Annotated in this window: 16 protein-coding genes and 1 other RNA gene; 9 read left to right on the top strand and 8 right to left on the bottom strand. The window is 62.4% G+C overall.

Going from position 1 to position 20,821, the window contains the following annotated elements; genetic code table 11:
- Positions 1-130 precede the first annotated feature (130 nt).
- Both AC1DXU_RS01425 and metF read left to right on the top strand, forming a co-directional pair.
- Positions 131-1,153 (top strand): ArsR/SmtB family transcription factor, encoded by a 1,023-nt coding sequence (locus tag AC1DXU_RS01425; RefSeq protein ID WP_477363409.1) that lies wholly within the window; start codon positions 131-133, stop codon positions 1,151-1,153.
- The gene (gene metF / locus AC1DXU_RS01420; RefSeq protein WP_477363406.1) at positions 1,153-2,070 is read left to right on the top strand and encodes a methylenetetrahydrofolate reductase [NAD(P)H]; all 918 of its coding nucleotides are present in this window, start codon (positions 1,153-1,155) and stop codon (positions 2,068-2,070) included. The genes AC1DXU_RS01425 and metF overlap by 1 nt, the downstream gene beginning before the upstream one ends.
- A gap of 393 nt (positions 2,071-2,463) precedes the next feature.
- Here metF and AC1DXU_RS01415 read toward each other — a convergent pair whose 3' ends face one another.
- The gene (locus AC1DXU_RS01415; protein ID WP_477363403.1) at positions 2,464-3,384 is read right to left on the bottom strand and encodes a DMT family transporter; all 921 of its coding nucleotides are present in this window, start codon (positions 3,382-3,384) and stop codon (positions 2,464-2,466) included.
- 206 nt (positions 3,385-3,590) lie between these two features.
- Between AC1DXU_RS01415 and AC1DXU_RS01410 the strand changes: the two genes are divergently transcribed.
- Positions 3,591-4,811: an alanine racemase gene (locus AC1DXU_RS01410; RefSeq protein ID WP_477363399.1), complete on the top strand. Its 1,221-nt coding sequence runs from the start codon at positions 3,591-3,593 to the stop codon at positions 4,809-4,811.
- A 41-nt stretch (positions 4,812-4,852) separates the two neighbouring features.
- On the opposite strand, the gene AC1DXU_RS01405 is transcribed toward AC1DXU_RS01410, so the two are convergent.
- Positions 4,853-6,031, bottom strand: a complete 1,179-nt coding sequence (locus tag AC1DXU_RS01405; RefSeq protein ID WP_477363396.1) for a lytic murein transglycosylase — start codon at positions 6,029-6,031, stop codon at positions 4,853-4,855.
- 138 nt (positions 6,032-6,169) lie between these two features.
- Entirely contained in the window at positions 6,170-6,967 is a 798-nt protein-coding gene (locus tag AC1DXU_RS01400) for a glycoside hydrolase family 25 protein (RefSeq protein ID WP_477363392.1), read from the bottom strand.
- A gap of 259 nt (positions 6,968-7,226) precedes the next feature.
- On the opposite strand from AC1DXU_RS01400, the gene AC1DXU_RS01395 reads away from it, so the two are divergent.
- Positions 7,227-8,606, top strand: a complete 1,380-nt coding sequence (locus AC1DXU_RS01395; protein WP_477363389.1) for a serine hydrolase domain-containing protein — start codon at positions 7,227-7,229, stop codon at positions 8,604-8,606.
- A gap of 404 nt (positions 8,607-9,010) precedes the next feature.
- On the opposite strand, the gene AC1DXU_RS01390 is transcribed toward AC1DXU_RS01395, so the two are convergent.
- The 4 genes from AC1DXU_RS01390 to AC1DXU_RS01375 all read right to left on the bottom strand — a co-directional run bounded on the left by AC1DXU_RS01390 (position 9,011) and on the right by AC1DXU_RS01375 (position 15,827).
- The gene (locus tag AC1DXU_RS01390; protein WP_477363386.1) at positions 9,011-9,694 is read right to left on the bottom strand and encodes a class I SAM-dependent methyltransferase; all 684 of its coding nucleotides are present in this window, start codon (positions 9,692-9,694) and stop codon (positions 9,011-9,013) included.
- Positions 9,691-10,938: a BtaA family protein gene (locus AC1DXU_RS01385; RefSeq protein ID WP_477363383.1), complete on the bottom strand. Its 1,248-nt coding sequence runs from the start codon at positions 10,936-10,938 to the stop codon at positions 9,691-9,693. The genes AC1DXU_RS01390 and AC1DXU_RS01385 overlap by 4 nt, the downstream gene beginning before the upstream one ends.
- Before the next feature lie 98 nt (positions 10,939-11,036).
- Positions 11,037-12,155, bottom strand: a complete 1,119-nt coding sequence (locus AC1DXU_RS01380) for a low temperature requirement protein A (RefSeq protein WP_477363380.1) — start codon at positions 12,153-12,155, stop codon at positions 11,037-11,039.
- A 60-nt stretch (positions 12,156-12,215) separates the two neighbouring features.
- Complete coding sequence (locus AC1DXU_RS01375) at positions 12,216-15,827, bottom strand: hydantoinase B/oxoprolinase family protein (protein WP_477363377.1); 3,612 nt, start codon at positions 15,825-15,827, stop codon at positions 12,216-12,218.
- Between the two features lie 179 nt (positions 15,828-16,006).
- On the opposite strand from AC1DXU_RS01375, the gene AC1DXU_RS01370 reads away from it, so the two are divergent.
- From AC1DXU_RS01370 to rnpB, 5 genes are all read left to right on the top strand, one after another.
- Entirely contained in the window at positions 16,007-16,210 is a 204-nt protein-coding gene (locus AC1DXU_RS01370) for a hypothetical protein (protein WP_477363374.1), read from the top strand.
- A gap of 186 nt (positions 16,211-16,396) precedes the next feature.
- Entirely contained in the window at positions 16,397-17,116 is a 720-nt protein-coding gene (locus AC1DXU_RS01365) for a TerB family tellurite resistance protein (protein WP_477312147.1), read from the top strand.
- A complete protein-coding gene (locus AC1DXU_RS01360; protein WP_477363371.1) occupies positions 17,113-17,880 on the top strand; it encodes an N-acetylmuramoyl-L-alanine amidase in 768 nt (255 codons plus the stop codon). The genes AC1DXU_RS01365 and AC1DXU_RS01360 overlap by 4 nt, the downstream gene beginning before the upstream one ends.
- Positions 17,881-18,066: 186 nt before the next feature.
- A complete protein-coding gene (locus tag AC1DXU_RS01355; protein WP_477363368.1) occupies positions 18,067-18,771 on the top strand; it encodes a lytic transglycosylase domain-containing protein in 705 nt (234 codons plus the stop codon).
- Positions 18,772-18,851: 80 nt separating this feature from the next.
- An RNA gene (gene rnpB / locus AC1DXU_RS01350) (RNase P RNA component class A) lies at positions 18,852-19,249 on the top strand.
- Between the two features lie 133 nt (positions 19,250-19,382).
- Here rnpB and AC1DXU_RS01345 read toward each other — a convergent pair.
- Entirely contained in the window at positions 19,383-20,498 is a 1,116-nt protein-coding gene (locus AC1DXU_RS01345; protein WP_477363365.1) for a cystathionine gamma-lyase, read from the bottom strand.
- Between the last annotated feature and the right edge of the window lie 323 nt (positions 20,499-20,821).

Genomic DNA, 20,821 nt, shown 5'->3' with positions numbered 1-20,821 from the left:
CCGAAAAGCGGTTCTCAAGCCTGGGGATCACGCCAGCGGCATTTTCTTGTCCAGCAGCGACATAGGCCTTGCAAGGTGGTGAAAATCGACATAAACATATGTTTATATCTTTTTCAAAGAGAATACGCCAATGCATGTCGCGCTCGATACGATGGTGGATACGTTGAAGGCTGCGGCCGAATCCAGCCGGCTGCGCATATTGGCGCTGCTGTCGCGCGGCGACCTCACGGTTTCCGATCTCACCGAAATCCTCGGCCAGTCGCAGCCGCGCGTGTCGCGCCACCTGAAGCTACTGCTCGAAGCTGGGCTGATCGGCCGCTACCAGGAGGGCTCGTGGGCCTTCTTCCGGCTGTCGGATACCGATTCGGCACGTGATTTCGTGCTGCGGCTCGTCTCCGGCATACGGGGCGCCGATCCGCAAGTCGAACGCGATCTCGAGCGGCTGGCGTCGGTCAAGCGCAAGCGGCAGGATCGCGCCGCCGAGTATTTTTCCGAAAACGCCGCCAGTTGGGACCATATCCGTTCGCTGCATGTGGCGGACCGTGCCGTCGAAGCGGCCCTCATCAAGCTCGTCGGCAAGCGGCCGTTCCAGTCGATGCTCGATCTCGGCACCGGCACCGGGCGGCTGCTCGAGATCTTTTCACCGCTCTACCGGCGCGGCGTCGGCATCGACATGTCGCGCGAGATGCTGACTGTGGCGCGCGCCAATCTCGACAAGGCGGGCATTGCCAATGCGCAGGTGCGGCAGGGCGATATTTTCGCGCCGCCGGTCGAGCGCGACGCCTTCGATCTCGTCACCATCCATCAGGTGCTGCATTATCTCGATGATCCCGCCCGCGCCATCCGCGAGGCAGCAAGGCTGCTGCGACCGGCCGGCCGGCTGGTGATCGTCGATTTCGCGCCGCATACACTGGAATTCCTGCGCGACCAGCACGCCCACATGCGGCTCGGCTTTTCCGACCGGCAGATCTCAGAGTGGTTTTCCGAGGCCGGGCTCGATCTCGAGGATGCCCAGGAGTTCGAACCGCGCGGCAGTAATGAGGCCAAGCTGACCGTAAAACTGTGGCTTGGCCGCGACCGCCGCATGCTGATCGCCGAGCCCTCCAATGACAGCCAACCCGCCCAAGCTTACCCGATGGGGGAAATCGCCTGATGAACCAGTTCCGCTTTTCCCGCCGTCCCGACATTGGCGACAAGGTTAGGGTATCGTTCGAGTTCTTCCCGCCGAAGAACGACGAGATGGAAGCCAGGCTGTGGGACACCGTCACCCGGCTGGAGCCGCTTAAGCCGAAATTCGTCTCGGTGACCTATGGCGCCGGCGGCTCGACGCGCGAGCGCACGGCCCGCACGATCAGCCGCATTCTGAAGGAGACCAGCCTGACGCCGGCGGCGCACATGACTTGCGTCGATGCGGCGCGTCATGAGGTCGACGCCGTCATCCAGGAATTCGCCGACATGGGCGTGAAGCGCTTCGTCGCCTTGCGCGGCGATCCGGCAGAAGGCGTCGGCGCCGCCTACCGGCCGCATGCGGACGGCTATGCCAATGGCGCCGAGCTGGTCGGGGCGCTGAAGAACGCCGGCGATTTCGACATTTCGGTCTCCGCCTATCCGGAAAAGCATCCGGAGAGCCCGGACTTCGCCACCGATATCGACATGCTGAAGCGCAAGGTCGACAATGGCGCGACGCGGGCGATCACCCAGTTCTTCTTCGACAACGATCTCTACGAGCGCTATGTCGAGCGGGCGCGGCGGGCCGGCATCTACATCCCGATCGTGCCGGGCATATTGCCGGTGCACAATTTCACCCAGGTCGCCAATTTCTCGTCGCGCTGCGGCGCACTGGTGCCGGCATGGCTGGCCGAGCGCTTCGAGGGGCTGCAGAAGGACCCGCAGACGCATGCGCTGGTGGCCTCTGCGGTGGCGGCCGAGCAGGTGCTCGACCTGGTCGAACGCGGCGTCGGCGATTTCCACTTCTACACCATGAACCGGGCCGATCTGGTGTTCGCCATCTGCCACATGATCGGCATCCGCTCGCATGAGGCAGAAGTGGCGGGATCGGCGGCTGCTTGAGGCTCCGTCGCACCTCAAGAATGCAAAAAGGCCGGGTAAAAACCCGGCCTTTTCAATGATTTGGACTATTTAGTGCTGGTCTTCCCCCGCTCCAGCGGTCTTATGGAAGAAAGCCCATAATGAGGGCTCCGATGAATGCGAACGCAGCACAAATCATCAATGCGTTGATTGGCCTTGTCAGTCCCATGTCATAGCCTCCTCTTAAAGAGCTATTGACCGGAGTCTAGGGTCATTTGTGCAACAGGCAAGCGGAAAATATGCTGCATTGCGACGAAATTGTGGAATTTGCGACCTGCCATTTGCCGTTAGGCATTGAAACTCTTCGGCAAAAGCCGGCTTCAGACCTGTGAATAAAATGTGGCAAAGCCGGAGCCGCACAGAGGCATGACAGCGCTACCGTCGGCCGAACAGGCGGCCGTCGATGGTGACGAGACCAAACGCGATCAGTGCCATGCCGCCGAGTTCGAACAGTTCAAGCCGTTCGCCCAGGAACAGGAAACCGAGCAGGATGGCGCTGGCCGGCACGATGAGCGTGACCAGCGAGGCGTTGGTGGCGCCAGCCGAGGCAACGAGGTTGAAATAGAGGATGTAGGCGAAGGCGGTGGACAGCAATGCCAGCGCCAACACCGCCGCCCAGACCGGTGGCGAGGCGGAGAACAGGCCCGCCGGACCGTAGGTGAAGAGCACGACCGGGATCATGATGATGGTCGATGCCGTCAATTGTCCGGTGGCGATGACCGGCGAGGGCACGCCCTTGAAGCGGCGGGCGACCATCAGGGCGACGGCATAGGACAGCGAGGCGCCGATCAGCGCGAATTTGGCCCAGACCGGGCCGCCGAGCCCGGCAAGCAGGCCGGGGCCGATCATCACCGCGGTGCCGGCAATGCCGAGCACGATGCCGGCGACCTTGTTCCAGGACAGCTTTTCGTCTGATGTCAGCGCATTGGCGAGGATCAGCGTCCAGAACGGCGTCGTCGCATTGAGCACCGAGGCGACGCCGGCTCCAAGCTCGGTCTGGCCGGCAAAGATCAGCGAGAAGGGGATGATGTTGTTGGTCAGCGCCAGCAGAAAGAACAGGCCGGCATGCGGTAACGCAAGACGGAAGGAAGGGCCGCGCAGGCCCAGATAAAGCTGAAGCGCCGCTGCAGCAATGGCGACCCGAAACAGCACCAGCACAAGTGGGTGCAGTTCGCCGACCGCGATGCGGGCAAAGAAGAACGAGCCGCCCCAGATGGCGCCAAGCAGCAGAAGCTGCGCCCAGTCCTTGAGCACCATCGGCCCGCGTGCCGTGGGTGTCGTCGTCGCTATCGCCATGTGGTCCTCCCAGGCGGCTCCGAATGCCAGCCGGTCAGGCTGAAGCGATAAAGACTTCGATGGCAAGAGCCACCCGAAACCTGACCGATGGCGTAGCATGCCCTGGAACTGGCGTAGCGCCGCTGCGTCAGGACTACGAGACACAGAATTGTTTTCATTAGCCGCTAGCTTGGATTAATTGTGCAGCCCTGATTGAGGATTCGTCCATGCAGCGATTCGAGAATGCCCGCGAGGCGGCACTGGCGCTTCGTCCCGACGATCCGGTCTACTGCTTCCGCCCGCAGGTGCTGCAGGCGGACGCCAGGCAGTTCATGGGCATGTTTCCCGGCAAGACCGCTTACGCGGTCAAGACCAATGGCGAACAGATCGTACTCAAGGCGCTGGTCGAAGCCGGCGTCGACGCATTCGATGTCGCGTCACCCGGCGAATTCGCCGCCGTGCGCGCGGTCTCGCCCGATGCCGAGATGCTCTACATGCATCCGGTCAAGGCGCAGTCGGATATCAAGCTGGCGCTGGAGAAATACGGCATCCGCGTCATTTCGCTCGACCATGAGGACGAGATCACCAAGCTGACGCGTGTGGTGCGGGCGCTCGACATCGATCCGGGCGCCATCACAGTGTTTGTGCGCATCCAGACCAAGGGGTCGGCGGCCTACGAATTGTCGAAGAAATTCGGCGCCGGGCCGGCTTATGGGGTGGAACTCGCCGAGCGTCTGAACCGCACCGGCTACAAGGTCGGTCTGTGCTTCCATGTCGGCAGCCAGATCGAGGATCCCGATACTTATGAGCGGGCGCTGGCTTCGGCCGACTGGGTGCGCAACCGGCTGACCTTCGACGTTGCCGGTCTCGATGTCGGCGGCGGTTTTCCCGCCGAATATGGCCATGATCCCAACCGCAAGCAGGTCGAGATGCCGTCGCTCGGCCAGATCATGTCGCGGCTGGCGGGCGACATCAAGGAATATCAGTTCGACCAGATGCCGCTGGTGGCGGAGCCCGGTCGCGTGATCGTGGCGCGCTGTCTGTCGCTGATCGTGCGCGTGCTGCTGCGCAAGGGCAAGCGGCTCTACATCAATGACGGCATCTGGGCATCGCTGTCGGATTCATGGACCGGCAAGATCACGCTGCCGGCGCGCTTCATTCCCGATCCGGCGATCCGTTCGCGCAATGGCGAGGAAAAGAACATCGTGCCGTTCAAGGTCTGCGGTGCAACCTGCGATTCCGTCGACATCCTGTCGCGGCCGTTCTGGCTGCCGGAAACAGTGGACACCGGCGACTGGATCGAGATCGGCCACATCGGCGCCTACTCGCTGTCGCTCAGAACCCGCTTCAACGGTTTTTATCCCGACACCTTCGTCGAGGTGACGACGCCCTTCGACGAGGGCGACGCGCCGCAAGGGTTTGCGAGTTTGGAGACGATGGCGGATTAGGGATTCTTCCCTTCTCCCACAAGGGGAAAAGCGAAGAGGCGCTACAGCCTAGCCAACAGCTCTGGTGTCGGCCAGCCGTCGACCGGTAAGCCTAGCCGCATCTGTTCCTTGCGGATGGCTTCGCGGGTGTTGGTGCCCAGAATGCCGTCGACGGTGCCGACGTCATAACCCCTGGCCTCGAGCTTGGTCTGCAGGTCCTTCATCTGGTCGCCGTTGAGGCCTGGTTCCGGGTTGCGCGGGTCGAACTGCTTTGCCCCTGCCAGCCGTGCCGCCAAGTTTGCCGCAGTCAGCGCGTAGGTGAAGGACTGATTCCACTCGAGATAAACATCGAAATTGTCATAGGCGAGGAAGGCGGGGCCTTTGCGGCCCATAGGCAGTGCCAGGCCGGCCTTCAGGCCGTTGTCGATAAGCGGCGTGCCGTCGGGATTGGTGACGCCCCACTGCGCCCACTGCGACAGCGGCAGCTTGTTGGTGCGGCCGGTCTGGTCCCACGGCATGTCTTCGGGGACGCGCACCTCCTCGATCCAGGGCTGGTCACGTTTCCAGCCGCGCGACAGAATCTTGCTGGCGGTGGTCATGATGACATCGGGCGCGCTGCCGCGCAGGTCGACGATCCCGTCGCCGTCGCCGTCGATGCCGCGGGCCAGATAGTCGGACGGCAGCATCTGCGTCTGGCCGATTTCGCCGGCCCAGGCGCCCTTGACGTCGGCCGGCACGACGCCGTGGTCGATCAGCGTCAGCAGCGGCACGATCTGCGGCCGGAACAGTTCGGGGCGGCGGCAGTCATGCGACAGCGTAACCAGCGCATCCAGCGTGTGGAAGTCACCTTGCACGGTGCCGAAGTCGGTTTCCAACGCCCAGAAGGCGGCGATGATCGGCGCCTGGACGCCGAACTGCTGGTCGGCGCGGGCAAAGACATCGGCGTATTTCTTCAGCTTGGCCGCGCCCTGCTTCAGCCGGTAGGGCGCAATCATGCGGTTGGAGAATTCGATGAAGGTCTGGGAAAAGACGCCTTGGGCACGGTCGCGCGCCAGCACCTTGTCATCGATAACAGCGGCTTCCAGGGCGTCGAGACCGGCAGCACCGACGCCGGCCGCCTTGGCTTCCACCGCCACGCCTTGCTTCCACGCCTCGAAATCGCCGCCGCATTGCTGCGCCTGCGACGGCAGGGCCGAGGCCGTCAGCAACAGCGCCGCGAGAATTTCAAAGCGCAGTCGCATCGCCATCCTTTCGAGACAAGATCACCAGCGGTTGTAGACCTAGGTTGTTGGCTGTCGAAAAGCAGGCGGGAGCTCCGGTGTCAACGGTTCTTCTGCCGCAGCCCCTTTTTGAAGGTGGTGCTGCCGTTGAACCCGGTGTCAACGGGTGTTCTGCCGCAGCCACCTGTTCCAGGCGGCTTCCGAGCCGTTGAAAACGTTGATGTCGCTTTTACCGGTCATGCCCGGAACGATGCCGGTTCCGGTGTACTGCCAGAAAGTGAAGGGGTGGCTGCCGTATTTTTGGCGCGGATGGCCGGCGACGGAGCGCAGCCAGTAGGGATAGCCGCGAAAGGTCGACAGGTCGTTGTCGTCGAAGAAGTCGACCGAAGTGTAGATGATCGGCTTCTTGCCATAGTGCCTTTCGACCATTTCGAGGAAGGTGGTCATCTCAGCGCGCACCGTGGCCGAGTCCGGACGCAACCGGCAGGTCGGCGATTTCGGGTTCCATTCCATGTCGAGAACCGGCGGCATCGCCGAACGGTCAACGGGCACGTTCTCGATGAACCAGCGCGCCTGCGTGGCGGCGGGCGTGCAGAAATAGAAGAAATGATAGGCCGCGCGCGGAATCCCGTTGGCTTTCGTGCGCGCCCAATGCTCGTTGAAATACTCGTCAAAGCGGTCGCCGCCTTCGGTCGCCTTGATGAAGGCGAAGGAAATGCCGCTGGCCTTGGCCGCCGGCCAGTCGACCGAGGTCTGGTATTTGGAAACGTCAGTGCCGTGAACGGCATAGTTCCACGGCGCGCCGCTGTCCCATTCATGCGGCTTGGAATCGTCGAAGCGCGGGGCTCTCACCGCAACCGTCGGGCTGCTGGACGAGGACATGACCGGCACAAGGTCGCCGACGGTCGAGCATGCAGCCAGCAGCGTCAACGTGATGAGGGCCGCGAAACGGCGCATCGCATTTCCCGAGCCGGAATCAGCCGGTCGCTGTTGGGTTGTTGTTGCGGGTGGCCCCTCGGCGCCTTGGTCTACACAGACCAGCCCTCAGACGATCGCCCCACAGCATCGCCCGATTCTCCAGTGATCGCCGATCATGGTTGATAACAGGTTGACGGCGCTCGACAAGAACCCCGATTTTGCCGAAGCAATGGCGGCAAATCGATGACATAAATCGAGCCGGAAACCATTGGGCAGCCGAAAAGCGGGGACGGAAAAGATGCGGATGGTCGTAAAAGTCGTCAAATGGCTGCTCGGTCTGGTCGTGCTGGCGATCGTGGCACTGTTTGCCTGGCTCTATATCGCGCCGCCGGAACTGATCCGCGTCGGTTCGGGCTATTCGGCCAAGATCGTCTGCTCGAACGTCTTTATCGCCGGACGCGACGCCAGCGATGTGCTGGCCGTCGACGTGCAGGCGCCTGGCCACCCGCTGCTCAGGCTGATGCGGGTGTCTGTGGACAAGAATAGGGGGACGGTCTCGGCGGGCCTGTTCGGCGTGCTCGGCAAGGGCATTGCGGTTTCCCGCGATGGTCTCGGCTGTGCCTCGGTTCCCGACGGGAACGTTACCAGGGCGCGGCGGACATCGATCCATGTCGAACCGGCCACCACAAAGCAGGACGTCTTGTGGCCGGAGGGCGAGCGGGTCGACAGCTCACAGGATCCCGAGGTGGCCAAAATTCTCGACGATCCGGGCGAGACGGGCACCGGGATGCGGGCCGTGGTGGTGGTGAAAAACGGTCATATCGTTGCCGAGCGCTATGGCGACGGTTTTTCGCAAAAGACGCCGCTGCTCGGCTGGTCGATGACCAAGACGGTGAATGCGGCGATCGTCGGCACGCTGGTCAAGGACGGCAAGATGACTGTCACCGACAAGGGGCTGTTCGCGCCCTGGAAGGCAGATGGCCGCGCCGCTATCAGCCTTGCCGACATGATGGCGATGTCGAGCGGGCTGGAGTTCAACGAGGACTATGGCGACGTCGCCGACGTCACACGCATGCTCTATCTCGAACCTGACATGGCCGGCTTTGCCGCTGCCAAGCCGTTGACCGGCGAAGTCGGCAAGGTGTTTTCCTATTCGAGCGGTACGGCGGTGATGCTGTCGCGGCTGTGGCAGGACGCCATTGGCGACAAGGACAAGGCGCTGGCCTGGCCAAGGACAGCGCTGTTCGAGCCGCTCGGCATGCACAGCGCCGTGCTTGAGACCGACGAGCAGGGCACCTTCGTCGGTTCATCCTATCTCTACGCCACGGCGCATGACTGGGCGCGCTTCGGTCAGTTCCTGCTGCAGGGCGGGGTCTGGAACGGCAACGAAATCCTGCCGGCCGGCTTCGTCGACTGGATGCGGGAGCCGGCGCTGGCCTCAAAAGTCTACGGCAAGGGCCAGCTTTGGATCGAGGGCCCGGGCGATGAGGAAAGCCCCGGCGCCGGAATTGCCTCAGGCCTGCCCAAGGATACCTACTGGATGGAGGGCCATGATGGGCAGACGGTTGCCATCATCCCGTCCGAGCAGCTGGTGGTGGTGCGGCTGGGGCTGACGCCGGCCAAGCTCGGCTACCGGCCGCAGACGATGGTGGCGGCGCTGGTCAAAGCGCTACACTAGCACGCGATTTAGTGGGTCATGATCCTAGCAGGCGTTGACCTGTCTGCAGGACCAGCCTCCGCCATCGGTATCGTGGCAATCTTCATAGCTGCCGTAGCACGTATTTGTTGAATTACGATACCAGGGATAACCGCCAGGACAGCAGACATCCTGCTGAGCAGTCTGAAGAAATTGGTTTGTCGGCCGGCTTTGTTGTTCGGTATTGCCGGGGTATGAAATATTCAACCTGGTTGGCACATCCAGGCTCGAGTTGCTCATTGCAGACGAGCTCAAAAAAATCATGCAAGCAGCTAACGAAAAGAGTCCCCGCGCACTCATGTTCTCCTCCTTGAGGGAAATAGAGACGGGGCCGATGTACCACTTTTCAAGCGTTGCGTCGATTGTCCTGGACAGCCGCCCAGGCCTCAAGCGGCGCTGCCCTGGTTGCTTGCGCGCCCAATGACAGCGAGCCAAGTATAGCCACGATAAAGCTTTTGGAATCGGAGGCTTGCACCGATTCTTGCAGAGTCCGATTCGAGAACCTCGCGCAACGTTTCGCGCGGCGCGACATGGAACTTCCTGAGCCAGCCGCGCAGCAGTGTGCGGAACCAGCGTGGCAAGCCTTCCTGCTGGCCGAAATCGACGACATGTAGCTCGCCGCCGGGCGCGAGCGCGGCGAGCGCTGCGGACACCGTCTTCTCCCAGCAGGGAATCATCGACAGCGAATACGAGACGAAAATGCGGTCGAAGCGCTCGAGGCCGAACAGAGCCTTCGCATTGAAATCGGTGGCGTCGCCGCGTGCCAGCACAACAGCACCGGACAGGCCTTCGCGGGCAATGGCAGCGCCGGCTGTCTCCAGCATCTCGGCCGAAATATCGAGGCCGAAGAAGCGGGCGTCGGGGTAGCGGCGGGCGGCGAGGATGATGTTGCGGCCCGTGCCGCAGCCGAGTTCCAGCACCGTGCCACCGGCCGGCACATCCAGCCCTGATATCATCTGGTCGCGGCCGAGCAGGTAGTATTTACGGGTCAGGTCGTAGATGTGGCGCTGCCAGCGGTAGACGCCGTCCATCAGCTCGGCATGGCTGGCCGGCAGTTCGGTGGTGCTCATGCCGTCTGCTTCACATAGAGATGGAAGCCGCCATAGATTGCTGAGCGGTCGCGGGCCGAAAACTCGCGTGACGCCTCGTCCTCATAGCGCCACTGATCAAGCAGCGAATTCGAGACGCGGCCTGGCAACAGGCTGGGTTCGGCGGCGGTGCGGAAGATGACACGCGCTCCGGTGGACGCCGTGCGGGTGATTTCTGCCCACAGTGCATTGAGCTGGTCGTCTGTCATCCAGTCCTGTGCGTCGAGCAGGACGAAGCGGTCGACGGAACCGGCGTCCTTGCCGGCCAGGAACTCGATCAGATTGGCGTGGTGGATGGCAACGCCATCGATGTTGTTGCGGATCGTCTTGTAGTTGCGCTCTTCGAGGTAGGCGGGCAGGGCGGCTTCACCCGGATTTGGATAGCGGCGGGCAAAAGCCTGCCAGGCGAAGTAGTTTTTCTCCAGCGGAAAGTCGCAAGCCAGCTTTTCGAGCCGGGCCTTCAACACGCTGGCCATGGTGCCATCGCCCGAGGTGATCAGTGAATCATATTGCGCCGGCGGAATGCCGAGGCCGAACAGCGAGGCTTTGCGCGACGTTGCCCATTTCAGCAGCGGCTTTTCAAACACCGGTGCCAGTTCCTCGTTGAAGAAGCGGCGCTGGTCGGCGATGCTTTTGGCTTCCATGATGCCGGCCGGGTTGACGCCGAAGAATTTGGCCGTGCGGTGGCCCATGGCGATGAACAGGCCGAGCAGGCCGGTCTGATAGAAATTGCGGTCGAAGACAGCGATGCGGCGACGGCCGCGCCAGCTGCGGTGCTCCCAATAGTGACGGCTGACCGGGTCGAGATGCGGGGCGATGAAGCGGTCGTAGGCTTCCGAATTGTGACGGGTGTCGGCGGCGCCGAAGAAACGGAACAGGTCGCCCTGCGACGGCAGATGCCGCACCGCCTCGAGCTTCATGCGGTTCAACGCGATGTGGGCGGCGTTGAGATCGACGGCGTCGACCCGCTCCGGTGACCGCGTGAGATAGGCGAGGATGTTGCAGCCGCCGGAAGCGATGGTGACGACGCGGTGGCCCTTGCCAAGCTGCATCGCGTCCATGTCGACATCGGGGTCTTCCCAGATCTGCGGATAGACGAGGCCGGAGAACAGCAAGGCAAAAAGCCGTTCGGAGAGGCCGGCCTTCGACAATGGGCGGTTCTGGTAGACGGCTTTTCCAACTTCCTTGCCGCGGCGAAAAACCAGTTCTCCGGAAACGTCCGTCATGCCGCTGATTCCCCATTTGCTTTGGCGCAAGCGGGTAGCGCCGGCTGATGACAGGTGCATGACAGTGGCAGCGGGCAATGCAAATGCGACGATTGGGGCTATCGCACCTGGAATCGCCGTTCGGCCGCTGCAACACCGATGACGAGCGCCGTGGCCATGGCCAGAAAGACCATTGGCGGCCATGCCGAGCCGATCAGGCCAAGCGCCAGCGCAAGCACTGCGGCGACAAGCTTGTTCAGCAGGGGCCGAATGCCCAGCATTGCCCGAAAGAGCATCTCGCCAACCATGAACACAGAGATGCCGACACTGAGCAGCCACGCAGCATGCGACGAGGCGTCATGGCCTGTATCGAGCAACTCCCTGATGCCGGCCGAAACCAGAATGATGCCGAACAGCAAGACGAGGTGGCCGCCCCAGTAGCCGAGAAGAGCCATGCGGGTGCGCATGTCGGGCGCGGCATTGACGAAATGGTCCTCCGCGCGCTGGTCTTCGCGGTCGAAATAGCTCCACCACAGTGCCGCGACCAGCGCCAGAGCCAGCGCCAAACCTGAAAGCCCGCCGATTTCGGTGAGGTGGGCGTTGCCGCCGGTCCCCACTGCGACAGCCACGATCGACTCGCCAAGCGCGATGATGACGATCAGCCGGTGCCGCTCGGCGAAGTGGCCGGCACTGAGAGCGAAACGCTGCTCGCGCGTGGTGATCATGCGGACGATCTGGACGACAAAGATGAGGGTCGTGGCGACAAGCAGCGGCCACTTCCACGGCTTGTCCACCAGGGCAACGCCGATCAACAGCGCGGATGCGCCGAGATTGATCGGCATGGTGGCCAGGATGGCGCGCGCAGCGCCATGGCGACCGCGCCAGGCAAAACCGAACAGATGCAATATGACGACAAAGAGGTAGGAGAAGCCGAAGACAAGCGCGCCGTCGCCGAAGACATCAGGGATGGCGATTGCCATCACCAGAAAGCCTGCCATCGCGGCGATCAGGATCAGACGCAGCAGCGTACTCTCACCGGCATTGTTGGTCAGCCAGCTGAAAGCTGCGTACATCCACCAGACCGGCACCAACACCAGCAAAACCAAAAGAATGTCGCCCAACGACTGGGCTTCTTCGATAAGCTGCGTGAACTGGGTGATGACGAACACGAAGACAAGGTCAAAGAACAGTTCGATCGACGCGACATCCGTCGCCTCTTCGTGTTCGCTTTGGCTCATCTACCCGCCTCCTGACTTGCCGCACCATTGCCCCGCCAAAAGGCGTCTAGCAAGCACCCGTCATCGCCGACCAAACCCGCCTGGCGTCGGTGTCGTCAGGATGACGGCGTCACCGGCGTCGAGCACGGTCTGGTCACAGGCCTTCAGCATGTCGACCTGGCCGTTCTTGCGGCGGACCTTGGTCGAGCCGACCTCGCCATCTCCGCCGCCGTCGAGGCCTTGCGGCGGGCGGTTGCGATGCGAGGACAGGATGGCGCATTCCATCTTTTCGAGGAAGCGGATGGTGCGTTTGGTGCCATCGCCGGCGCTCCATTTGCCCTTGCCGCCAGAACCCTCGCGGATGTGGAAATCCTCGAGCAGGACGGGAAAACGCAATTCCAGCACTTCCGGATCGGTGAGGCGCGAATTGGTCATGTGGGTGTGGACGCCGGAAGTGCCAGCAAAACCACGGCCGGAGTTCATCTGTCCGGCCGGCGAGCCCGAGCAGATCGTCTCGTAATACTGGTACTGCTCGTTGCCGAAGGTGAGGTTGTTCATCGTGCCTTGCGCGTTGGCCATCGCGCCCATGGCGCCGAACAGCGCGTTGGTGACATGCTGTGAGGTCTCGACATTGCCGGCGACGACGGCGGCCGGGTAGGCCGGCTTCAGCATGCAGCCGTCAGGGATGATGATGTTGATCGGCCTCAGGCACCCGGCATTCATCGGGATCATGTCCTCGACCATGACGCGGAAGACATAGAGCACGGCGGCGCGGGCGACCGGCTCCGGCGCGTTGAAATTGTTCTTCATCACCGGTGATGTGCCGGTGAAGTCGACCGTTGCCTCGCGCTTTTGCCGGTCGACCGATATCTTCACCTTGATGACCTGGCCGGTGTCGGTCGGGTACTCATATTGCGACGAGTCCGGCAGCCGCTCCAGCACGCGGCGCACGCTTTCGGCGGCATTGTCCTGGACATGGCCCATATAGGCCTCGACCACGCCGAGACCGAAATGCGCGACCATCTTGCGCAATTCGGCGACGCCCTTTTCGTTGGCGGCGATCTGTGCCTTGAGGTCGGCGATGTTCTGGTGCGGGTTGCGGGCCGGCCAGCGGTGGTCGGTGAGCAGCGTGTGCAGTTCCGTCTCGCGGAATTTTCCACGATCGACGATGCGGAAATTGTCGAACAGAACGCCTTCCTCGTCGACCGTGGTGGCCAGCGGCGTCATCGAGCCGGGTGCTGTGCCGCCGATATCGGCGTGGTGGCCGCGCGACGCCGCCCAGAAGAGGATTTCCTTTTGGACGTCATCGAAGACCGGCGTCACCACGGTAATGTCGGGCAGGTGCGTGCCGCCATTGTAGGGGGCGTTCAGGGCAAAGACGTCGCCGGGATGGATGTCGCCGGAGTTCAGACGGATGATGGTTTCCACCGAGCGGTCCATGGAGCCGAGATGGACCGGCATGTGCGGCGCATTGGCGACCAGCGCACCGGTGCGGTCGAAGACAGCGCAGGAGAAATCCAGCCGTTCCTTGATGTTCACCGAATAGGCGGTGTTCTGCAGCGTCACGCCCATCTGTTCGGCGATCGACATGAAGAGGTTGTTGAAGACTTCCAGCATCACCGGATCTGCCTTGGTGCCGAGCGCTGCCTGCCGCTGCTTCTCTTCGATGCGGCGCAGGAGCACATGGTTCCTGGCGGTGATCTCGGCCTGCCAGCCCGGCTCGACGACGATGGTCTGGTTCGGCTCGATGATCAGGGCAGGGCCGGCGACCTTGTGCCCGGGCTTGAGCACTTCGCGGGGGAAGATGCCGGCATCGTGCCAGATACCGTCGGCAAAGATTTTCCGAGTCTGGGAAGGACTTGCGACGATGTCCTCAACAACTGAATCGCTTTCGTCACGGCCGGTGCCGCCGGTGTCGGTACCTTCGACGCCGATGGTCTCGATGATCATCGGCTTGTCGTCATAGACGAAGCCGAACTGCGCCTTGTGGGCGGCTTCGAAATCGCGCTTGGCCTGGAGAATCGAGTCTCCCTCGAAATTCACCGGCAGTGTCGTGTCGGTGCCGTCATAGCGAATGTGCAGCACCGGTCTCGCGGCAACCGTGTTCTCGGCGATGCCTTGCGCGGCGAGCTCGGCGATGACCGCTTTCCTCAAGGCGGCAATGAGGCTGCCGATCTCGGTTCTGGACTCTTCGGCAAGTGGCTTCAGCAGCGCCTGCTGGCGCGAGGCGAACACCGAGGACAGGCCGATGCCATAGGCAGAGAGCAGGCCGGAGAAGGGGTGGATCAGCACCGCTTCCATGCCGAGCGCGTCGGCAACCAGGCAGGCATGCTGGCCACCGGCGCCGCCAAAGCAGTTGAGAAGATACTCGGTGACGTCATAGCCGCGCTGCACGGAAATCTTCTTGATGGCGTTGGCCATGTTTTCGACGGCGATGGTGACGAAGCCTTCGGCGACGGCCTCGGGCGTCCGGCCATCACCAATCTCGCCGGCGAGCGCCGTGAACTTTGTGCGCACCGTCTCGACGTCGAGAACTTCGCTCTGGCCGGGTCCGAAAATGGCCGGGAAGAAATCCGGCTGCAGCTTGCCGAGCATGACGTTGGCGTCGGTAACGGCCAGCGGGCCGCCGCGGCGGTAGGCGGCTGGACCAGGATTCGCCCCGGCGGAGTCCGGCCCTGCGCGAAAACGGCCGGCCTCGTAGTGCAGGATCGAACCGCCGCCGGCGGCGACAGTGTGGATGCGCATCATCGGCGCGCGGATGCGCACGCCGGCGACTTCGGTGTCGAAGGCGCGCTCATACTCGCCATCATAGTGCGCGACATCGGTCGAGGTGCCGCCCATGTCGAAGCCGATGACTTTTTCGAAGCCGGCGAGTCTTGCCGTTTCGACCATGCCGACGACGCCGCCGGCGGGTCCCGACAACAGCGCGTCCTTGCCCTGGAACATGTCGGCGGCGGTGAGGCCGCCCGACGACATCATGAACATCAGGTGAGGGGACGGGCCAATTTCCCCCGCCACCCTTTGCACATACCTCGACAGGATCGGCGACAAATAGGCGTCGACCACCGTGGTGTCGCCACGGCCGACCAGCTTGATCAATGGCGAGACCTCATGGCTGACCGAGACCTGGCCGAACCCGAGCTTTCGGCAGACCTTTGCCACGGCCTTCTCGTGGTCGGGGTATTTCCACGCATGCATGAAGACGATGGCTATCGCATCGATGCCATCGGCCTTGGCCTGCTCGATCGCCGGGCGGCAGGCGGCGATGTCGAGCAATCGCTCGACACTGCCGTCGGCCCGCACCCGCTCGTCGATCTCGATGACACGCTCATAGAGCTGCTCGGGGAGGATGATTTCCTTGGCAAAGATATCGGGCCGCGCCTGATAGGCGATCTTCAGCGCGTCGCGAAATCCTTTGGTGATGAGCAGCAGCACGCGGTCGCCCTTGCGCTCCAGCAGCGCATTGGTGGCCACCGTGGTGCCCATCTTGACGTCGCCGATCAGGCCCGGGGGGATGGGAGCGCCGGATTGAAGGCCGAGCAGGTCACGAATGCCCTGGATGGCGGCGTCGGTATAGGCCTCGGGATTTTCCGACAAGAGTTTTCTGGGATGCAGGCCGCCTTGCGGATCGCGGCCGATGACATCGGTGAAGGTGCCGCCGCGATCAATCCAGAAATCCCATTGTGCGTTCATACGGCATGTCCCCGACATTTTCATCGATGCCATCTGTTAGTTCGCAATGGCTTGGGCGGCAACGGTCAAGCGCTTGATGTTACATGCGGAAACGCAACGTTACGAAACTCATGGCCTGCTGGCGCATTTTCCCCTCGACCGCTCACGGCAATGTGAGCGTGTACTGAAGGAGAGATTTTATGAAAAAGCTCATTCTCGCGTCGATTTCCGCCCTGGCCCTGCTCGGCGTTGCCGCGTGCAGCGACAACGGCACGGACACCACCACCACCCAGAGCACCAACCCGCCGGCCGCAGACCAGCCGCTGCAGCCAGTTGCTCCGGATGCAACGAAGCCTGCTGAACCGGCTCCGGCAACACCGGCTCCTGCTGCCCCTGCGCAGTAGCAGTGTGACGAACTAAGTTCGTCTGACGAGTAGGGAGGAGGCCGGCTTATGCCGGCCTTTTCCTTGTGATACCTGGCGGTCCAGCGCGGCTGCGGTCGAGCTGGTGACCTCTTCGTGAGCCGGCTGGCGCGGCCTGCGGCACTGTCTTCGCTTGATAGCAGTGGCCGGCGGCCCTAATAAGCCATCATGTCGATTTGGGATCGCCTCGGCGAGTTCATCACCCGTGTTTCCTCTTCAGCCACTTCGGGCGTCGCCGAAGTGGTCGAGGCCGTGCGCACGGTTTTCTCCGGCGATGCGGATCTGCGCCGCCGCGTTGCCTTCTCGGTGGCGATGATCGCGCTGTCGGCCAAGATGGCCAAGGCCGATGGTATCGTCACCCAGGACGAGGTGCGCGCCTTCCAGGAAATATTCGAGGTGCCGAGGGAGCAGACGCGCAATGTGGCGCGGCTCTACGACCTGGCCAAGCGCGATGTCGCCGGATTCGAGACCTATGCCGAGCGCATGGCGCAGCTGTGCGGTTCAGGCCATGCGAACTGCATGATGCTGGAGGACATACTCGACGGGCTGTTCCACATCGCCAAGGCCGACGGCCTGATCCACGAGCACGAAGGCCTGTTCCTCCACCGGATCGCAGAGATCTTCAAGATCGACGAGACGCATTACGAAAGCATCTTGGCGCGGCACGTCAATCTTGGCGCCGCCGATCCCTATGTGGTGCTCGGCATCGAGCGGGGAAAGACGTTCGAGGAAGTCAGGAAGCGCTATCGCAAGCTGGTTTCGGACAATCATCCGGACCGGCTGATCGCGCGCGGCCTGCCACAGGAGTTCATCAAGATCGCAACGACGAGGCTTGCGGCCATCAATACGGCCTATGAGATGATCGAGCGGGGCCTCAGGCACGCATGAGCGGCTTCCTGCCCGACGAGCCAAGCGCCGAGGTAAGGGTATCGCCGAATTTCGGCCCGCGGCGCGAGACGCTCAGACCCGACATGATCGTGCTGCACTATACCGGCATGGCGACAGGCGCTGGTGCCGAAGCATGGCTATGCGATCCGGCCAGTGAGGTCTCCTCGCACTATCTCGTTCACGAGGATGGCCGCCTTGTACAGATGGTGCGCGAGAGCGATCGCGCATGGCACGCCGGCAAGGGTTCGTGGTTCGGACGCGCCGACATCAACTCGTGTTCGGTCGGCATCGAGATCGTCAATCCGGGACATACGCTCGGCTATCCCGGTTTTCCCCGACGCCAGATCGATGCGGTGATCGGCCTGTGCAAGGGGATCATCCGGCGCCATGCCATCCCGGCCCAGCGGATACTCGCCCATTCCGACGTGGCGCCGGGCCGCAAGATCGATCCGGGCGAGAAATTCCCGTGGCAGGTCCTTTTTGCCGCCGGGGTTGGCCATATCGTCCAGGCGGCGCCGATCAGGCGTGGTGCTGTGCTGAAGGCCGGCGATGCGGGCGCGGAGGTCGAGGCGCTGCAATCTATGCTGGCGCTCTACGGTTATGGCGTGGAGATATCAGGCGTTTTCGACCGGCAGACTGAAATCGTGGTCGAGGCTTTTCAACGCCATTTTCGACCGCGCCTGGTCGATGGTGTGGCCGACGGCTCGACAATCCGCACGCTGGAAAAACTGCTGGCTTCGGCCAGGACCGTTTTGTTCAAGTAGGCTTTTTCCAGACCATTAAATTACAACCTGTCACTCAAAGTGACTTGCCCTGCCTTGTTTGACGCCAATTCGGCCGTCAAAGGCAGCTCGTGCAAGTTATCGGGCATCTATCCCCCCGGATGTTCCGATATTGATCAGGTGTTGCTGCGTGAAGATCTTCGCGCGGTTCAGACAGAACAGGACCACATGCAGAAATTGACCGTTGTAACGGCAGCTGTTGCTGCCGGCGTAATGACTTTTGCCATCGGTGCGGCCAATGGCGCGCCGTTGAGCCAGAGGGCAGACCAGGGTTTCATTGCAGCATCCGGCAAGACCGCCACGCCGAAAGCGAGCCATGGTGTAAAGCTGAAAAGAACCAGCATCGCCAAGGTGGAAAAGGCGGCTGCCGTAAAAACCAAGAAGTCGGGCTCCAGGCGGCATAACAAGCACAACCGGAAGGCGGTCGATCGGATGACAACGGCGTCGATCGGCGTGAAGAACGCAGCGATGTCCATGTCGGCATCGCAGATGGCCGGCAGTGGACAATACGCGGCGATCGTCGCGCGCTATGCCGCAAGCTACGGTGTGCCGGTGTCGCTCGCCAAGGCGGTCATCACCGTCGAAAGCAACTATCGGCCGAACCTGGTCGGCAGCGCCGGCGAGATCGGCCTGATGCAGATCAAGCCGGCAACGGCGCGGATGATGGGCTATAGCGGCTCGGTCAAGGGCCTGTTCGATCCGGACACCAACATCAAATACGGCATGAAGTACCTCGCCATGGCGCAGGATCTTGGCGGCGGCACGACCTGCGGCACCATCCTGAAATACAATGCCGGCCACGCCGCAAAGCGGATGAACCCGGTGTCGGCCGCCTATTGCGGCAAGGTCAAGGTGCAGATGGCCGCGCTCTGATTGCGCGGCAAATGAGAGTCGGCGTTGATCGCCGGCTTTTTCGTTTGCGTTTTCGAGCCTGAACCTCTTTATACGCCTTGCCAGCTGGCCGGGCGGCCGCACCCGCGAAGTCGAAAGGCTGCGGGTGAGGAAAGTCCGGGCTCCATGGAGACACGGTGCCGGTTAATGGCCGGCGGGGGCGACCCCAGGGAAAGTGCCACAGAAAGCAAACCGCCACGATTTATCGGGGCAAGGGTGAAAGGGTGGGGTAAGAGCCCACCGCGCGACTGGCAACAGGAGCGGCACGGTAAACCCCACCGGGAGCAAGACCGAATAGGGACGGTGCGAGGGGAAACCCTCGAGGGCTGTTTCCGGCTCACCGTTCGGGTAGGTTGCGTGAGGCGCATGGCAACATGCGCCCAAGATGAATGGCCGCCACGTTCTCGCACCGCAAGGGGCGAGGGCCATACAGAACCCGGCTTACAGGCCAGCTGGCAATTTCTCCACGATATTGCGGTGAAATCGGCTGATATCAGCAGGTTGCGCCTTCGGGCGCGACTGTTGATTCCGCCGCTTCATAAACTGAATCAACCTGGCCTCGAGGTGACGGCTTTTGTTGCGGATCGATCCGTTCAGGCGCCGAGATTGTCGAGCGAAGTCTCGATCGCCTGCCAAAGTTCCTCCGCCGGCTCGCAGCCGACCGACAGCCTGACATAGCCTGGCGGCACGGCATCGCCCCAGCGGGCGCGCCGCTCCGCCGATGTGTGGACTCCGCCGAACGAGGTTGCGGGCTGGATCAACGCACAGCCTTCGATGAATGCCTCGGCCCTGGCTTCCGAGCCAAGATCGAGGCCGATCAGGAAGCCAAAGCGCTCCATCTGCCTGCTGGCAAGATTGTGCGAGGGATCGTCCTGCAGCCCCGGAAAGCGCACGGATTTCGTGGCCGGATGATTTTTGAGGCGCCCGGCCATCAGTTCGGCGGAAGAGCACATGCGGTCGTAGCGGACTTCCAGCGTTTCGAGGCCACGATGGACGAGCCAGGCCTCGAATGGTCCAGGGATCGAGCCCGACAGCGTCCGCCAGGTGCGAATGGAGGTGATGATACCGGCGTCGCGGCTGGAGACATGGCCAAACAGTGTATCGGAATGGCCATTCGGCGCCTTGGTGTCGGCGGCGACGACGAGATCGGCACCGAGATCGAGCGGACGTTGGCCGTATGGCGTCATCGTAGTGTTGTCGGCGACCACCAGCGCGCCTGCCTCATGGGCAAGCCGTGCCACTCCGGCAATATCGCAGATATCGAGACCCGGATTGGAAGGGGTTTCCACGAAGACCAGCCGGTAATCAGCAAAGCCGCCGTCGATAAACTCTTTGGTCGGCCTGGTGTCGAAGGAGATGTCGAGCTGCTTTAGGAAGCGTTCAGCCAGTACGCGCGGCGTGTAGTAGCCGTCGGAAGGCAGCAGGATGCGGTCGCCGGCCTTGAGCAGTGCGAAGAACACCGCAGCGATTGCCGCCATGCCGGATGGGAAAGCGACGGCCGACCCGCCATCGAGATGGCCGAGCATCTCCTCAACTGCGTCCCATGTGGCGTTGTCGAAGCGGCCATACTGGCTGACGCCAGCGGGATCGCCCGGCAAATGAAAGGTCGACGTCATCACCAATGGCAGTGAAACGGGATCGCCCTTGGCAAGTCCGCCGCGTCGCAGATGGGGGAGTGCCGCGGCGCGTGACCTGGCTGTCTCGGACATTTCAAACCTCGTTTCGGAGCGGGAAATGCGGCCGACCCTAGCGTCTGGCTACGGCTTGCAGCAAGCGCCGTCCGCTTGGGCCAGGCGGGCTCTAAACGCTTCGTTAGGCTTAATGGAGGATAAAGACGGGAGTGCCGTCAAAGCTGCTCTCACCGGTTGTGGCGCGTGCGTTTGTGAAGCCTGTTCCCGTTGACGCCCATAGTGCCCCATGATATCCCATTTCGATACCAAAGCCTTCGTTCCGCGTCAGGGTGAAGCGTACGCCAATCGGGCAGCCGCGGCGGCTGTGCGTTTGCGGGGTTTCGCCTTTGGGAATGAAGCAA

This window comes from Mesorhizobium sp. P3_A10 (assembly GCF_056403175.1).
This window is presented reverse-complemented; position numbering and strand designations above follow the sequence as displayed.

Bases quoted from the DNA above. Each gene is read 5' to 3' on its own strand.
- AC1DXU_RS01425 (WP_477363409.1), top strand. From the start codon at position 131: ATGCATGTCGCGCTCGATACGATGGTGGATACGTTGAAGGCTGCGGCC.
- metF (WP_477363406.1), top strand. From the start codon at position 1,153: ATGAACCAGTTCCGCTTTTCCCGCCGTCCCGACATTGGCGACAAGGTT.
- AC1DXU_RS01415 (WP_477363403.1), bottom strand. From the start codon at position 3,384: ATGGCGATAGCGACGACGACACCCACGGCACGCGGGCCGATGGTGCTC.
- AC1DXU_RS01410 (WP_477363399.1), top strand. From the start codon at position 3,591: ATGCAGCGATTCGAGAATGCCCGCGAGGCGGCACTGGCGCTTCGTCCC.
- AC1DXU_RS01405 (WP_477363396.1), bottom strand. From the start codon at position 6,031: ATGCGACTGCGCTTTGAAATTCTCGCGGCGCTGTTGCTGACGGCCTCG.
- AC1DXU_RS01400 (WP_477363392.1), bottom strand. From the start codon at position 6,967: ATGCGCCGTTTCGCGGCCCTCATCACGTTGACGCTGCTGGCTGCATGC.
- AC1DXU_RS01395 (WP_477363389.1), top strand. From the start codon at position 7,227: ATGCGGATGGTCGTAAAAGTCGTCAAATGGCTGCTCGGTCTGGTCGTG.
- AC1DXU_RS01390 (WP_477363386.1), bottom strand. From the start codon at position 9,694: ATGAGCACCACCGAACTGCCGGCCAGCCATGCCGAGCTGATGGACGGC.
- AC1DXU_RS01385 (WP_477363383.1), bottom strand. From the start codon at position 10,938: ATGACGGACGTTTCCGGAGAACTGGTTTTTCGCCGCGGCAAGGAAGTT.
- AC1DXU_RS01380 (WP_477363380.1), bottom strand. From the start codon at position 12,155: ATGAGCCAAAGCGAACACGAAGAGGCGACGGATGTCGCGTCGATCGAA.
- AC1DXU_RS01375 (WP_477363377.1), bottom strand. From the start codon at position 15,827: ATGAACGCACAATGGGATTTCTGGATTGATCGCGGCGGCACCTTCACC.
- AC1DXU_RS01370 (WP_477363374.1), top strand. From the start codon at position 16,007: ATGAAAAAGCTCATTCTCGCGTCGATTTCCGCCCTGGCCCTGCTCGGC.
- AC1DXU_RS01365 (WP_477312147.1), top strand. From the start codon at position 16,397: ATGTCGATTTGGGATCGCCTCGGCGAGTTCATCACCCGTGTTTCCTCT.
- AC1DXU_RS01360 (WP_477363371.1), top strand. From the start codon at position 17,113: ATGAGCGGCTTCCTGCCCGACGAGCCAAGCGCCGAGGTAAGGGTATCG.
- AC1DXU_RS01355 (WP_477363368.1), top strand. From the start codon at position 18,067: ATGCAGAAATTGACCGTTGTAACGGCAGCTGTTGCTGCCGGCGTAATG.
- AC1DXU_RS01345 (WP_477363365.1), bottom strand. From the start codon at position 20,498: ATGTCCGAGACAGCCAGGTCACGCGCCGCGGCACTCCCCCATCTGCGA.